This window comes from Cupriavidus cauae, assembly GCF_008632125.1.
Classification (GTDB): Bacteria; Pseudomonadota; Gammaproteobacteria; order Burkholderiales; family Burkholderiaceae; genus Cupriavidus; species Cupriavidus cauae.
Window position 1 is genome coordinate 139,051 of sequence record NZ_VWRN01000022.1, and the last position, 13,476, is coordinate 152,526.

The following is a 13,476-nucleotide window of genomic DNA, read 5'->3' on the forward strand; positions in this document are numbered from 1 at the left end:
TCCCTCGCGCATGCAGCTGCTCGGTTTTTCCGCCAGCCAGGTCCATCCGCTCGATTCGCTCGAGGCCGCGCGCGCCTTTCTCGCCGAACAGGCCGCGCCGCGCTTCGTCTGGGTCGACTGCACGCTCGCCGAAGTCAGCGCGGCGCCGTCGGCCTGGCGCGACAACCTGCAGACGCTGACCGGCGCACCGGTGCTGGACCTGCATCTGGCCGACGCCACCAATGCCGCGCATCCGTCGTTCTTCGATACGACGCATGCCTACGACATGGTGATCTTCCGCAAGCTGACGTTCGAGACCAGCCGGCTGATTGCCGAGGCCGGCAGCGAGGGACCGGCGGCGGTGGGCGGCAATGCGAGCGACGCCGGCACGGGTGCCGGCAACAGTCGCGCGCCGCACAACGGCGGAGCGGACACCGCGGCGCGGACATCGGGGACGTCGGCGGCGACGGGGGCGGCGGGCACCGCCGGTCCCTCCGGCGCCTCGGCCCCGGCAACAAAGCCGCGCCGCCATCCGCCCGGCTTCCTGCCCGCGCTCGCCCGCATCGACACGCAGCCGGTGACGTTCTTCGTGTTCGACCACGTGCTGGCCACCGTGCGGCCCGGGCAGTCGCGCACGATCGAGCAGGTCCGCCAGCGGCTGCTCGAGCTGACGCGCGGGCCTCGGCCCGAGGTCCGCACCAATGGCGGCACGGCGCTGGTGCACGGCATCCGTCCGCCGACGCGTCCCGAGGACCTGATGCTGCGGCTGCTGAACGCGATGGTCGACCGCTATCTCGAACTGCGCGCGCCGCTGACGCGCCAACTCGACCGCTGGCAGCGTGCGCTGCTCAATGCGCGCAGCGGCTTTTCCAGCTGGGAGGGCCTGCTCGATGCGCGCATCCAGCTGCGCCGGCTGGAACATCTGTGCGAGGAACAGCGCGACGCGCTGCAGGAATTCCGCGACAGCCTGCTCGACAACACCTACAGCGACCCGGCCGGCGCCACTGCCAACGATCGCGACGAAGTGCTGCTGGTGCGAATCAACGACGTGATGGAACACATCCTCCGCGTGCTGGCGCATGCGCGGCGCCTCGAGGATTCGATCGAATCCGCGGTGCAGATCCACTTCTCGGCGGTCGCGCACCGGACCAACCGCACCATGCGGATGCTGACGATGATCACCGCGCTGTTCATGCCGCTGACGCTGATCACCGGCGTGTTCGGCATGAACTTCGAGCGCATGCCGTGGCTGCAGGAGCCCAGCGGTTTCTGGTGGTCGATCTCGCTGATGGGTGCGGTGGTGGTGGGAATCGGCGCGATGTGGGCGGTCGGCCGCTGGTTGTGGCGGGAGTGATTCGGGGCGGCTGGCCGGCCCCGGCTTTGGGCTCAGCTTTGGGCTCAGCTTTGGGCTCAGCTTTGGGCCCAGCTTTGGGCCCGTCTTTGCGTCAGGCGCCCGCCGGCCCGAACGCGCGTTCCAGGCTCGCCAGGAAGCGTCCCGCCGCCTGATAGCCGATCACCCGCACCGGCAGCTCGCGCCCGTCGTCGCCGAACAGGATGATGCCCGGTGGGCCGAACAGGCCGAAGCGCTTCAGCAGGGCCTTGTCGTCGGCGTTGTTGGCGGTCACGTCGGCCTGCAGCATCACCACGTCGGCCAGCCGCGCCTGCACGCGCGGGTCGCTGAAGGTGAAGCGCTCCATCTCCTTGCAACTGACGCACCAGTCCGCATAGAAGTCCAGCAGCACCGGCTTGCCGGCGGCGCTGGCCTGCGCGATGCGGGCATCGAGCTCGGCCACCGAGCGGATCCGCTCGAAGCGCACCGCCTCGGCCGCCGGCGCACCGTCGCGCACGCCCGCCACCAGATGCGACAGCGGCTGCAGCGGATTGCGGCTGCCCGAGGCGAGGCCCACCAGCAGGATCGCGCCCGCCAGCGCGGACAGCACGCCGAGCCCCTTGCCCAGCCGCGCCACCGGATGCGGGTCCGCGCCCAGGCCGTCGAAGGCGCGCAGGAACACCGCGCCGACCAGCAGCAGCGTCGCCCAGCCCAGCATCGACAGCCAGGCTGGCAGCACCGGCCCGATCATCCACAGCGCGACGCCGAGCAGCAGGAAGCCGAACACGCGCTTGGTCGCCTCCATCCAGCGGCCCGCGCGCGGCAGCAGGTTGCCGGCGCCGACGCCGACCAGCAGCAGCGGCACGCCCATGCCGATCGCCATCGAGAACAGCGCGGCGCCGCCGGTCCAGGCGTCGCCACTCTGCGCGATATAGGCCAGCGCACCGGCCAGCGGCGCGGTCACGCAGGGACCGACGATCAGCGCCGAGATCGCGCCCATCGCGGCGGCGCCGGCGATCTGGCCGCCGGGGCGGCGATTGGCGGAGTCGGTCAGGCGCGTCTGCCAGCGCTGCGGCAGTTGCAGTTCGTAGAGGCCGAACATCGACAGGGCCAGCGCGACCATCAGCGCGGCAAACAGCGCCAGCACCCAGGGCTTTTGCAGCGTTGCCGCCAGCCCTTCGCCGATCAGCCCGGCGGCGACGCCGACCGCGGTGTAGACCACCGCCATGCCGAGCACATAGGCCAGCGACACGACGAAGGCGCGGCCGCGATGCAGATGCTCGCCGACCACGATCGACGACAGGATCGGCACCATCGGCAGCACGCAAGGGGTGAAGGTCAGCAGCAGGCCGAGGCCGAAGAACAGCGCGACGATCGTCAGCAGGTGGCCGCCGGCGAGCGTCGCGGCGATGCGGCCGCTGTCGTCGATGGCCTTGCCGGGGTCGGCCTGCGCGGCGGCGCTACGGGTTCCGGTGCCGGCGGGCAGCGGCGTGGCGGCGGCGATGGCGGAGGTGGCGTTGGTTGATGTGGCGTTGGCCGGCGTCGCGTTGGTTGATGTCGCGTTGGCCGGCGTCGCATTGGAGCGGCCGCCGAGCAGCGCGCCGATGCCGGCGCCGCCAACCTCGTACACGCTCTCCATCGGCGGATAGCACAGGCCCTTGTCGGCGCAGCCCTGCGAGGTCACGATCAGCGTCCATTTGCCGTCGGCCGGCGCGGACTCGACCGGCACGCGGATCGTCACCGTGTCGCGGTAGGTCTCCATCTCCTTGCCGAAGGTCTCGTCGAACTTGACCTTGCCGGCGGGCAGGTCGGGCGCGCCGAGCTTGACCTGCGCCGGTTGCGCGGCGAAGGCGAAGCGTTCGCGGTAGAGGTAGTAGCCCGGCGCGACATCGAAGCGGACCTCGACGGTGCGCGGGTCGATGGTGCGCGCGGCGAAGCGGAAGGCCTGCTCCGGCGGCAGGAAGTCGTCCTGGTCGGCCGCGCGGGCCGGGCCGGCGCCGAGGCACAGGCAAACGGCGAGCATCGCCAGGGCGATCGCGGCCAGCGATTGCCAGGCTTGCCAGCCTTGCCAGCTTCGCAGGCCCTGCGAATGCTGCGAGCGCTGAGCGCCCTGCCCCGTGACCATGTCCATCGACCCCAAGCTGCTGCCCATCGTCGGTTCCTGCTGTTATTCGTTATGTCGTTGCGCTGTGTCGTTGCGCTTTGCGTTTGCGCTATGCCGCAGCGCCAGGTCGTTGCGCCATGCGGTTGCACTATGCGGTTGCGCTATACGCCTGCGTTATGCGGTTGCCCTATCTCTCTACGTTCGGCGGCGTCCCGCCGCGTCTTTCCCTGACCTGTCCTGCGGCCGGCTCACGCGCCGCCGTCCGGCCCTGCCGTCTGCTCGCGTACCCAGTCGAGATAGGCCGGCAGGCCCGCTGCGACCGGCAGCGCGACGATCTCGGGCACATCGTAGGGATGGTGCTGGCGGATGACGGCTTCGAGCGCGTCGTAGCGCGCCCGCGTGGTCTTGATCAGCAGCGGCAATTCGCGCGCCGTCTCGACCGCCCCTTGCCACCAGTACTGCGACTCGCATGCCGGCAAACGGTTCACGCACGCGGCCACCCGGGCCTCCAGCAGCGCGCGGGTCAGCGCGGCGGCACTGTCCTCGTCCGGCAGCGTGGTGATCACCACCAATACCTGCGATGCGTCCATCGATATCGCTCCTGCATGACGCCGGCCCAAAAACAAAAGAGCCAGGCAATTGCCTGGCTCGATTGTAAGCGGTTCGCCAATCCGCGGCGCCCGTGGCGGCCGCCGCGTCGGATCGGCGAAGGGGCGAAGGTCTTACTCCGCAGCTTCCTCGGCCGGGGCCTCGGTCACTTCGGGACGATCGACCAGCTCGACCAGCGCCATCGGCGCGTTGTCGCCCTGACGGAAGCCGAACTTCAGGATGCGGGTGTAGCCGCCCGGACGGGTGGCGTAGCGCGGGCCCAGTTCGTTGAACAGCTTGGTGACCATGTCGCGGTCGCGCAGGCGGGCGAAAGCCAGACGGCGGTTGGCGACGGTGTCCTTCTTGGCCAGCGTGATCAGCGGCTCGACGACCTTGCGCAGTTCCTTGGCCTTCGGCAGCGTGGTCTTGATCAGCTCGTGCTGGAACAGCGAGTTGGACATGTTGCGCAGCATCGCGAGACGGTGCGACGAGGTGCGGTTCAGTTTCCGCAAACCATGACGGTGACGCATGATGATTCCTTTCTAGATCAGTGTTTGACCAGCTCTTCTATCGCCAGCGCATTCCCGTCGGGAGCGCGCCGGCGCGGGCCGGTAGTCGGTTTGCGCCGACTGGCCATCGCTGGCCGGGCGGCAGGGACTGGCAGCGGACGCCGGCTGGCGCCCGCCGCGCAGATTACTTCTCCAGGCCTGCGGGCGGCCAGTTCTCGAGCTTCATGCCGAGCGTCAGGCCACGCGAAGCGAGGACTTCCTTGATCTCGTTAAGCGACTTGCGACCCAGGTTCGGGGTCTTCAGCAGCTCGTTCTCGGTACGCTGGATCAGGTCGCCGATGTAGTAGATGTTCTCGGCCTTCAGGCAGTTGGCCGAGCGCACCGTCAGCTCCAGGTCGTCGACCGGACGCAGCAGGATCGGATCGATCTGCGGCGCGCGGCTCGAAGCGGCTTCCGCCGACGACTCGGTGCCTTCCAGCGCGGCGAACACGGACAGCTGGTCGACCAGGATGCGGGCCGATTGACGGATCGCTTCCTCGGGCGAGATCACGCCGTCGGTTTCGATGTTCATCACCAGCTTGTCCAGGTCGGTACGCTGCTCGACACGGGCCGACTCGACCGCGTACGAGACGCGGCGCACCGGCGAGAACGAGGCGTCCAGCACGATGCGGCCGATCACCTTGTTCGACTCGTCGCCGAACTTGCGAACGTTGCCCGGCACATAGCCGCGGCCCTGTTCGACCTTGATCTGCATGTCCAGCTTGCCGCCGGCCGACAGATGGGCGATCACGTGGCCGGGATTGATGATCTCGACATCGTGCGGCAGCTCGATATCGGCGGCCGTCACCACGCCTTCGCCTTCCTTGCGCAGCGACACCGTGACTTCGTCGCGGTTGTGCAGCTTGAAGACGACGCCCTTCAGGTTCAGCAGCAGGTTGACGACGTCTTCCTGCACGCCGTCGATGGTGGAATATTCGTGGACCACCCCAGCGATCGTCACTTCGGTCGGGGCATAGCCGACCATCGACGACAGCAGCACGCGACGCAGGGCGTTACCGAGCGTATGGCCGTAGCCGCGCTCGAACGGCTCCATCACGACTTTGGCGTGATGATCGCCCAGCGGCTCGACGGCGATGATTTTTGGCTTGAGGAGTGCTGTTTGCATTAGGTTGTCCTTTTCAATACCCTCGGCTCGTTACACCGATAAGGCTGAGTTCTGGAACCCGAAAAAACCCATCGTACGATGGGCAATAAGCCCGGCGCGCCGAAGCGCGCCGGGCTGAAGATGGAGCTCGACGAGAAATCGCAAGCCGCGGCCGTTGTAGGCGAACGGGTCCGGGCGATTAACGCGAATACAATTCGACGATCAGGCTCTCGTTGATGTCGCCCGAGATATCGGCGCGATCCGGCACTTGCTTGAACGTGCCTTCGAACTTCTTGGCATCGACGGCCACCCAGCTCGGGAAACCCGACTGCTCGGCCAGCGACAGCGACTCGGCGATACGAGCCTGCTTCTTGGCCTGTTCGCGGATCGACACCACGTCACCGACCTTGATCTGCGCCGACGGCACGTTCAGGGTCTGGCCGTTGACCAGGATCGCCTTGTGCGACACCAGCTGGCGCGCTTCGGCACGGGTCGAGCCGAAGCCCATCCGGTACACGACGTTGTCCAGGCGGGTTTCCAGCAGCTGGAGCAGGTTTTCGCCGGTATTGCCCTTGCGGCGGTCGGCCTCGGCAAAGTAGCGGCGGAACTGGCGCTCGAGCACGCCGTAGATGCGCTTGACCTTCTGCTTTTCACGCAGCTGGGTGCCGTAGTCGGAGGTACGGGCGCCCGAGGTACGGCCGTGCTGGCCCGGCTTGCTGTCCAGCTTGCACTTGTCGGCGAGCGAGCGGCGCGCGCTCTTCAGGAACAGGTCGGTGCCTTCACGGCGGGAAAGTTTGGCCTTCGGGCCGGTATAACGTGCCACTTTATCTTCCTTACTGATTCGATCGCGGCGCCAGGATCGACGCGCCGCGAGTCCGCCTGCTGCATCCGCCTTGAGGGGCGGTGACGGCGAACGGTGGGCTTATCCAACGCGCGCGGCCGAACGGCTGCGCGCCACACAATGAATTCGCACGGAATTCCGACGATCTGTCCGGCAGCAGCCGCTGGCGCGGATGCCTCGCCGACAAAACGCGGCATTCTATCACAACAAGAACGACAGGACCCGCGCCCGGAAAATCCGACGCGGGTCCGGCGATGCCTGGCGCTTAGATACGGCGGCGCTTCGGCGGACGGCAGCCGTTGTGCGGCACCGGCGTGACGTCTTCGATCACGGCGATCTTGATGCCCAGCGCGTTCAGCGCGCGCACAGCCGATTCACGGCCCGGGCCCGGGCCCTTGATGCGCACTTCCAGGTTCTTGATGCCCTGGTCTTGCGCGACGCGGCCGGCGTTCTCGGCAGCAACCTGGGCTGCGAACGGGGTCGACTTGCGCGAACCCTTGAAGCCCTGGCCACCCGAGGTCGCCCACGACAGGGCATTGCCCTGACGGTCGGTGATCGTGATGATCGTGTTGTTGAACGAGGCGTGGACGTGCGCGATGCCGTCGGCGACGTTCTTCTTGACCTTCTTACGCGCGCGCTGGGCGGCGTTGTTCGGACCTTTTGCCATTAGTTATCTTCCTCTGCCTTGGGCGTTACTTCTTCAGAGCCACGCCGGCCTTACGCGGACCCTTGCGGGTACGGGCGTTGGTGCGGGTGCGCTGGCCACGCAGCGGCAGGCCGCGGCGGTGACGCAGGCCACGATAGCAACCAAGGTCCATCAGACGCTTGATGTTCATCGTGGTTTCACGACGCAGGTCACCCTCGACCGTGACCTTGCCCACTTCGTCACGAAGCTTTTCCAGGTCGGCGTCGGTCAGATCCTTGACCTTCTTGTCAAAAGGAACGCCAGTGGCCTCGCAAATCTTGCGAGCGCGCGAGCGGCCGATACCGTAAATCGCCGTCAGGCCGATCTCGGTATGCTTGTGATTCGGGATGTTAACCCCTGCGATACGTGCCATTCGTCAATCCTCTTTACGATTAGCCTTGGCGTTGCTTGTGGCGGGGATCCGACGAGCAGATCACGCGCACGACACCGTTGCGCTTGATAACTTTGCAGTTGCGGCAAATGCGCTTAACAGAAGCCAGCACTTTCATGATTTTCCTCTTCCTTCAATTCCTGTTTCGGCTCACTTCGTCCGGAAGACGATGCGCGCGCGTGACAGATCGTATGGCGTCAATTCGACCGTAACTTTGTCCCCCGGCAGGATGCGGATGTAGTGCATCCGCATCTTCCCGGAGATATGGCCCAGTACGACATGGCCATTTTCCAGCTTCACCCTGAAGGTCGCATTGGGCAGGTTTTCGATTACCTCACCCTGCATCTGGATGACGTCGTCTTTAGCCATACCTAGCCTGTCCTGACCCGGCTCAGCGCAAAGTCAGGTTACCTTTGAAATTGGCCTTCTTCAGCAACGACTCGTACTGCTGCGACATGACATAGGACTGAACCTGGGCCATGAAGTCCATCGTGACGACCACGATGATCAGTAGCGAAGTTCCGCCGAAATAGAACGGCACGTTCCAGCGCAGCACCAGGAATTCCGGCAACAGGCAGACCAGTGTGATGTAGATCGCACCAGCCAGCGTCAGTCGCACCAGAATCTTGTCGATATAGCGCGTCGTCTGCTCGCCAGGACGGATGCCCGGAATGAAGGCACCGCTTTTCTTCAGGTTGTCCGCGACTTCCCGGCTGTTGTACACCAACGCCGTATAGAAGAAGCAGAAGAACACGATTGCCGCAGCATAGAGCAGGATGTACACCGGTTGGCCGGGCGACAGGGTCGCGGCCAGGTCCTTGATGAACCTGCCCACGGCGCCGGTCGAATCCGACGTGAACCAGCCCGCGATCGTCGCCGGGAACAGGATGATCGACGATGCGAAGATCGGCGGAATCACCCCTGCCATGTTCAGCTTCAGCGGCAGGTGCGACGACTGGCCGCCGTACACCTTGTTGCCGACCTGACGCTTGGCATAGTTCACCAGGATCTTGCGCTGGCCGCGTTCGACGAACACCACCGCGAACGTCACCGCGATCACGATCGCCACGATGAAGATCGCCGCGATGATGCTCATCGAGCCGGTACGAACCAGTTCGAACAGCCCGCCGATCGCATTGGGCAAGCCCGCCGCGATACCGCCGAAGATGATGATCGAGATGCCGTTGCCCAGTCCGCGCTCGGTGATCTGCTCACCCAGCCACATCAGGAACATCGTGCCGGTCACCAGCGTGATCACCGCGGTAGCGCGGAACATCATGCCGGGGTCGATCACCAGGCCCGGTTGCGACTCGAGCGCGACCGCGATCGAGAACGCCTGGAAGGTCGCCAGCAGCACGGTCCCGTAACGGGTGTACTGGGTGATCTTCCGCTGTCCGGCCTGCCCTTCCTTCTTCAGCGATTCCAGCTGCGGCAGCACGATCGTCAGCAACTGCATGATGATCGACGCCGAGATGTACGGCATGATGCCGAGCGCGAACACGGTGAAGCGCGACAGCGCGCCTCCCGAGAACAGGTTGAACATCCCGAGGATGCCACCCGACTGACTCTGGAACAGCTGCGCCAGTTGCTCCGGATCGATTCCCGGCACCGGAATATGCGCACCGATGCGGTAGACGATCAGGGCCAGCACCAGGAACATCAGCCGGCGCTTGAGATCGCCGTACTTCGCCGTGTTCCTGGCCTGTGCGCTTGCATTGGGTTTCGCCGTGGCCAAACGATGCTCCGACTTGTGACTCGCCTATGCTGCGAAATCTGCTTACTTACTCCGCGATCTGACCGCCCGCGGCTTCGATCGCTGCCTTGGCGCCAGCGGTGGCGCCCAGACCCTTGATCGTCACCTTGCGGGTCAGCTCGCCGGCCTTGATGACCTTGGCGCTCTTGACCAGGTCGCTGACCAGACCGGCCTGCTTCAGAACCAGCAGGTCGACTTCGGCCGCTTCCAGGCGCTCCAGATCACGCAGCGTGACTTCGGCGGTGAACGCCTTGGTCAGCGACGTGAAGCCGCGCTTCGGCAGACGACGGTACAGCGGCATCTGGCCGCCTTCGAAGCCCACCTTGTGGAAGCCGCCCGAACGCGACTTCTGACCCTTGTGACCGCGACCGGCGGTCTTGCCCAGGCCGGAGCCGATACCGCGGCCGACGCGACGCTTGGCGTGCTTCGAACCGGCGGCCGGTTTCAGGTTGTTCAGTTGCATATTGCTCTCCATATCCCGATCTTGGTCCAGGCTCAGCCGATGACCTTCACCAGGTACGAGACCTTGTTGATCATGCCGCGCACGGCCGGCGTATCCTGCAGTTCCGACACCGAGTTGAGGCGGCGCAGGCCAAGACCACGAACGGTGGCGCGATGATCCTCGCGCGTGCCGATCAGGCTGCGCACGAGTTGCACTTTTACGGTTTTCTGCGACATTTCGTTCACCTGCCTTAACCGAGGATGTCTTCGACAGACTTGCCACGCTTGGCGGCGATTTCGCCCGGCGTGCTCATCTTCTGCAGACCGTCCAGCGTGGCGCGAACCATGTTGTACGGGTTGGTCGAGCCGTGCGACTTGGTGACCACGTTGGTCACGCCCATCACCTCGAAGATCGCGCGCATCGGGCCGCCGGCGATCACGCCGGTACCTTCCTTCGCCGGCATCATCAGCACCTTGGCGGCGCCGTGCTTGCCAACGACTTCGTGCTGCAGCGTGCCGTTCTTCAGCGGGACCTTGACCATCTTGCGACGGGCTTCGTCCATTGCCTTCTGCACGGCCACCGGCACTTCCTTCGCCTTGCCCTTGCCCATGCCGATGCGGCCATCGCCGTCACCGACCACGGTCAGCGCAGCGAAACCGAGGATCCGGCCGCCCTTCACCACCTTGGTGACGCGGTTGACCGAGATCATCTTCTCGCGGAGGCCGTCGTCGCGTTCGTCCTGCTGGACTTTTGCTTGCATCTTTGCCATGACGTATCTCTCTTAAGCGCTTAGAACTTGAGGCCGGCTTCGCGGGCAGCGTCAGCCAGGGCCTTCACGCGACCGTGGAAGCGGAAGCCGGCGCGATCGAACGCGACGGTTTCCACGCCGGCAGCCTTCGCCTTCTCGGCGATGCGCTTGCCGACCACGGTGGCAGCAGCGGTGGTGGCACCGCTGCCGGCCAGTTCCTTGCGCACTTCTGCTTCGACGGTCGAAGCCGACGCCACCACCTGGGTGCCGCACGGCGAGTAGACCTGAGCGTAAATATGCGTATTCGTACGGAACACAGTCAGACGATTGACCTTCAGCTCGGCAATCTTGGCGCGGGTCTGACGTGCACGGCGCAAACGAGCGTCTTTCTTGTTCATCACTGCACCCCTTACTTCTTCTTGGTTTCCTTCAGGATGACGCGCTCGTCTGCGTAGCGAACACCCTTGCCCTTGTAGGGCTCGGGCGGACGGTACGCGCGGACTTCCGCGGCAACCTGACCGACTTTCTGCTTGTCCGCACCCTTGATGATGATCTCGGTCTGCGTCGGCGTTTCCGCCTTCACGCCTTCCGGCATCTCATGGATCACGTCGTGCGAGAAACCAAGCTGGAGCTTCAGCGCAGCGCCTTGCAGCTGGGCACGATAGCCCACGCCTACCAGGGTCAGCTTGCGCTCGAAACCGGTGGTCACGCCCTTGACCATATTGGCCACCAGAGCACGCATGGTGCCCTGCAGAGCGTTTGCTTCGCGCGATTCGTCAGCGGCGGCGAAGGTCAGAGTGTCGTTCTCGACGTTGACCTTGACCAGGCTGTGAATCGGCTGGGACAGCGTACCGAGCGGGCCCTTGACGGTGAGCACGCCGGCCGCCACATTCACTTCCGCGCCTTTCGGCAGCGCGATGGGAGCCTTACCTACACGGGACATGGTTACTCCTTACGCGACGTAGCAGATGACTTCGCCGCCCACGCCCGTGGCACGTGCCGCGCGATCGGTCATCAGACCCTTGGGGGTCGAGATGATCGCGACGCCCAGGCCGTTCATCACTTGCGGGATTTCGCTGCGGCCCTTGTACACGCGCAGACCGGGCTTCGACACGCGTTCGATGCGCTCGATCACCGGACGGCCGGCGTAGTACTTCAGACCGATGGTCAGTTGTGCCTTGCCGCCTTCCTCGGCGACAGCGTAGTCGTCGATATAGCCTTCGTCCTTCAGGACCTTGGCGATCGCCACTTTCAGCTTCGACGACGGCATGACAACCGACGCCTTCTGCACGCCCTGGGCGTTGCGGATGCGCGTCAGCATATCGGCGATAGGATCGCTCATGCTCATACTGTTTCTCCTGTAGCCTGTGCGTAATTACCAGCTGGCTTTCGTCAGACCCGGAATTTCGCCCTTGAAGGCGATCTCGCGGATCTTGTTACGCGCCAGGCCAAACTTGCGGAAGGTACCGCGGGGACGACCGGTGATCGCGCAGCGATTGCGCTGGCGGGTCGGATTGGCGTTGCGCGGCAGCTGTTGCAGCTCCAGGCGCGCTTCGTAACGCTCTTCTTCCGACTTCGCTTGGTCGTCGATAATGGCCTTGAGGGCAGCGCGCTTCTCGGCGTACTTCGCCGCGAGCTTCGCGCGCTTCTTCTCACGTTCAATCAGAGCCAATTTAGCCACGGTTACCCCTTAATTGCGGAACGGGAACTTGAATGCGGCGAGGAGCTCCTTGGCTTCCTCGTCATTCTTCGCCGTCGTCGTGATGCTGATGTTCAGACCGCGCAGCGCGTCGATCTTGTCGTACTCGATTTCGGGGAAGATGATCTGCTCTTTCACACCGATGTTGTAGTTGCCACGGCCGTCGAACGACTTGCCGGACACACCACGGAAATCGCGCACGCGCGGCAGGGCCACGGTGACGAAACGGTCGAGGAATTCCCACATCCGTTCGCCACGCAGGGTCACCATCGCACCGATGGGATAGCCCTGGCGAATCTTGAAGCCGGCGATGGCCTTGCGGGCCTTCGTCACGACCGGCTTCTGACCAGCGATCTTGGTCAGGTCGCCCACTGCCAGCTCGATGACCTTCTTGTCATTGATGGCTTCGCCCAGACCCATGTTCAGCGTGATCTTGGTGATGCGGGGCACCTCCATGACCGACTTGTAGCCGAACTTCTTCATCAGGGCCGGAACGACCTGTTCTTTGTACTGCTCTTGCAGACGTGCTGCCATGCTCAACTCCTATCCGTGCCCAGAATCAAGCGGCGACGACGGCGCCGGTGGTCTTGAGCACGCGCACGCGCTTGCCTTCCACCAGCTTGATGCCGACGCGCGACGGCTTGCCATTGGCATCCACGAGCGCAACGTTGGAAATATGCAGGGGCATGACCTTGTCGATCACGCCACCGGTCGTGCCCAGCATCGGGTTCGGACGTGCGTGCTTCTTCGCGACGTTCACGCCCTCGACGGCGACCTTGTCGCCCAGCACGGCCTGGACCTTGCCGCGCTTGCCCTTGTCCTTGCCGGTCAGGACGATGACCTCGTCGCCTTTGCGAATCTTGTTCATGGCGGCTCCTTACAGCACTTCCGGTGCGAGCGACACGATCTTCATGAAGCGCTCGGTACGGAGTTCACGAGTCACCGGCCCGAAGATACGGGTGCCGATCGGCTCGAGCTTGTTGTTCAGCAGGACAGCGGCATTGCCGTCGAACTTGACGAGCGAACCGTCCGCGCGGCGCACGCCCTTGGCGGTGCGAACCACGACGGCGTTGTAGATATCGCCCTTCTTCACGCGACCGCGCGGCGCTGCGTCCTTGACGGTCACCTTGATGATGTCGCCTACGCTCGCATAGCGGCGCTTGGACCCACCCAGCACTTTGATGCACAGCACTTCGCGCGCACCCGTGTTATCGGCCACTTCGAGCCGGCTTTCTGTCTGAATCATGGTGTTTGTCTTCCCAA

The 13,476-nt window shown here is 64.8% G+C and carries 21 protein-coding genes; 1 reads left to right on the plus strand and 20 read right to left on the minus strand.

The features are described from left to right. Positions 1-10 precede the first annotated feature (10 nt). Complete coding sequence (locus F1599_RS06925; RefSeq protein ID WP_149319739.1) at positions 11-1,333, plus strand: magnesium transporter CorA family protein; 1,323 nt, start codon at positions 11-13, stop codon at positions 1,331-1,333. Between the two features lie 91 nt (positions 1,334-1,424). Here the strand turns inward: F1599_RS06925 and dsbD are convergent, their stop codons facing one another. From dsbD to rplN, 20 genes are all read right to left on the minus strand, one after another. Continuing rightward, positions 1,425-3,332 (minus strand): protein-disulfide reductase DsbD, encoded by a 1,908-nt coding sequence (gene dsbD / locus F1599_RS06930; RefSeq protein ID WP_223819520.1) that lies wholly within the window; start codon positions 3,330-3,332, stop codon positions 1,425-1,427. A 329-nt stretch (positions 3,333-3,661) separates the two neighbouring features. Next, positions 3,662-4,003 carry a divalent-cation tolerance protein CutA gene (gene cutA, locus F1599_RS06935; RefSeq protein ID WP_149319740.1) on the minus strand — a complete coding sequence of 114 codons (342 nt, stop codon included), beginning with the start codon at positions 4,001-4,003 and terminating at the stop codon, positions 3,662-3,664. 132 nt (positions 4,004-4,135) lie between these two features. Beyond that, positions 4,136-4,531 (minus strand): 50S ribosomal protein L17, encoded by a 396-nt coding sequence (gene rplQ / locus F1599_RS06940; protein WP_006577446.1) that lies wholly within the window; start codon positions 4,529-4,531, stop codon positions 4,136-4,138. 163 nt (positions 4,532-4,694) lie between these two features. Next, complete coding sequence (locus F1599_RS06945; protein WP_149319741.1) at positions 4,695-5,675, minus strand: DNA-directed RNA polymerase subunit alpha; 981 nt, start codon at positions 5,673-5,675, stop codon at positions 4,695-4,697. Positions 5,676-5,853: 178 nt separating this feature from the next. Next, complete coding sequence (gene rpsD / locus F1599_RS06950; protein WP_006577444.1) at positions 5,854-6,477, minus strand: 30S ribosomal protein S4; 624 nt, start codon at positions 6,475-6,477, stop codon at positions 5,854-5,856. A gap of 283 nt (positions 6,478-6,760) precedes the next feature. Beyond that, on the minus strand, positions 6,761-7,162 hold the full coding sequence (gene rpsK / locus F1599_RS06955) for a 30S ribosomal protein S11 (RefSeq protein ID WP_023264857.1): 402 nt from the start codon (positions 7,160-7,162) through the stop codon (positions 6,761-6,763). A 25-nt stretch (positions 7,163-7,187) separates the two neighbouring features. After that, positions 7,188-7,553, minus strand: coding sequence for a 30S ribosomal protein S13 (rpsM, locus tag F1599_RS06960; protein ID WP_006577443.1), 366 nt, complete (start codon positions 7,551-7,553; stop codon positions 7,188-7,190). A 19-nt stretch (positions 7,554-7,572) separates the two neighbouring features. Then, positions 7,573-7,689, minus strand: a complete 117-nt coding sequence (rpmJ, locus tag F1599_RS06965) for a 50S ribosomal protein L36 (RefSeq protein ID WP_006160433.1) — start codon at positions 7,687-7,689, stop codon at positions 7,573-7,575. Positions 7,690-7,721: 32 nt separating this feature from the next. Then, the gene (gene infA / locus F1599_RS06970; RefSeq protein ID WP_006577442.1) at positions 7,722-7,940 is read right to left on the minus strand and encodes a translation initiation factor IF-1; all 219 of its coding nucleotides are present in this window, start codon (positions 7,938-7,940) and stop codon (positions 7,722-7,724) included. A gap of 22 nt (positions 7,941-7,962) precedes the next feature. Further along, positions 7,963-9,306 (minus strand): preprotein translocase subunit SecY, encoded by a 1,344-nt coding sequence (secY, locus tag F1599_RS06975; RefSeq protein WP_149319742.1) that lies wholly within the window; start codon positions 9,304-9,306, stop codon positions 7,963-7,965. 46 nt (positions 9,307-9,352) lie between these two features. Then, positions 9,353-9,787, minus strand: coding sequence for a 50S ribosomal protein L15 (gene rplO, locus F1599_RS06980; RefSeq protein WP_006576228.1), 435 nt, complete (start codon positions 9,785-9,787; stop codon positions 9,353-9,355). Between the two features lie 32 nt (positions 9,788-9,819). Continuing rightward, the gene (gene rpmD, locus F1599_RS06985) at positions 9,820-10,002 is read right to left on the minus strand and encodes a 50S ribosomal protein L30 (RefSeq protein WP_006576229.1); all 183 of its coding nucleotides are present in this window, start codon (positions 10,000-10,002) and stop codon (positions 9,820-9,822) included. Positions 10,003-10,016: 14 nt separating this feature from the next. Then, positions 10,017-10,535 carry a 30S ribosomal protein S5 gene (gene rpsE, locus F1599_RS06990; RefSeq protein WP_006576230.1) on the minus strand — a complete coding sequence of 173 codons (519 nt, stop codon included), beginning with the start codon at positions 10,533-10,535 and terminating at the stop codon, positions 10,017-10,019. 20 nt (positions 10,536-10,555) lie between these two features. Next, positions 10,556-10,912 (minus strand): 50S ribosomal protein L18, encoded by a 357-nt coding sequence (gene rplR, locus F1599_RS06995; RefSeq protein ID WP_149319743.1) that lies wholly within the window; start codon positions 10,910-10,912, stop codon positions 10,556-10,558. An 11-nt stretch (positions 10,913-10,923) separates the two neighbouring features. After that, positions 10,924-11,457 carry a 50S ribosomal protein L6 gene (rplF, locus tag F1599_RS07000; RefSeq protein WP_149319744.1) on the minus strand — a complete coding sequence of 178 codons (534 nt, stop codon included), beginning with the start codon at positions 11,455-11,457 and terminating at the stop codon, positions 10,924-10,926. A gap of 9 nt (positions 11,458-11,466) precedes the next feature. Beyond that, a complete protein-coding gene (rpsH, locus tag F1599_RS07005; RefSeq protein ID WP_006576233.1) occupies positions 11,467-11,862 on the minus strand; it encodes a 30S ribosomal protein S8 in 396 nt (131 codons plus the stop codon). A 27-nt stretch (positions 11,863-11,889) separates the two neighbouring features. Next, positions 11,890-12,195, minus strand: coding sequence for a 30S ribosomal protein S14 (gene rpsN, locus F1599_RS07010; protein ID WP_006576234.1), 306 nt, complete (start codon positions 12,193-12,195; stop codon positions 11,890-11,892). Between the two features lie 9 nt (positions 12,196-12,204). Then, a complete protein-coding gene (gene rplE / locus F1599_RS07015; RefSeq protein ID WP_006576235.1) occupies positions 12,205-12,747 on the minus strand; it encodes a 50S ribosomal protein L5 in 543 nt (180 codons plus the stop codon). 25 nt (positions 12,748-12,772) lie between these two features. Then, positions 12,773-13,081, minus strand: coding sequence for a 50S ribosomal protein L24 (gene rplX, locus F1599_RS07020; RefSeq protein ID WP_006576236.1), 309 nt, complete (start codon positions 13,079-13,081; stop codon positions 12,773-12,775). Positions 13,082-13,090: 9 nt separating this feature from the next. Next, positions 13,091-13,459 carry a 50S ribosomal protein L14 gene (gene rplN / locus F1599_RS07025; protein WP_006576237.1) on the minus strand — a complete coding sequence of 123 codons (369 nt, stop codon included), beginning with the start codon at positions 13,457-13,459 and terminating at the stop codon, positions 13,091-13,093. Between the last annotated feature and the right edge of the window lie 17 nt (positions 13,460-13,476).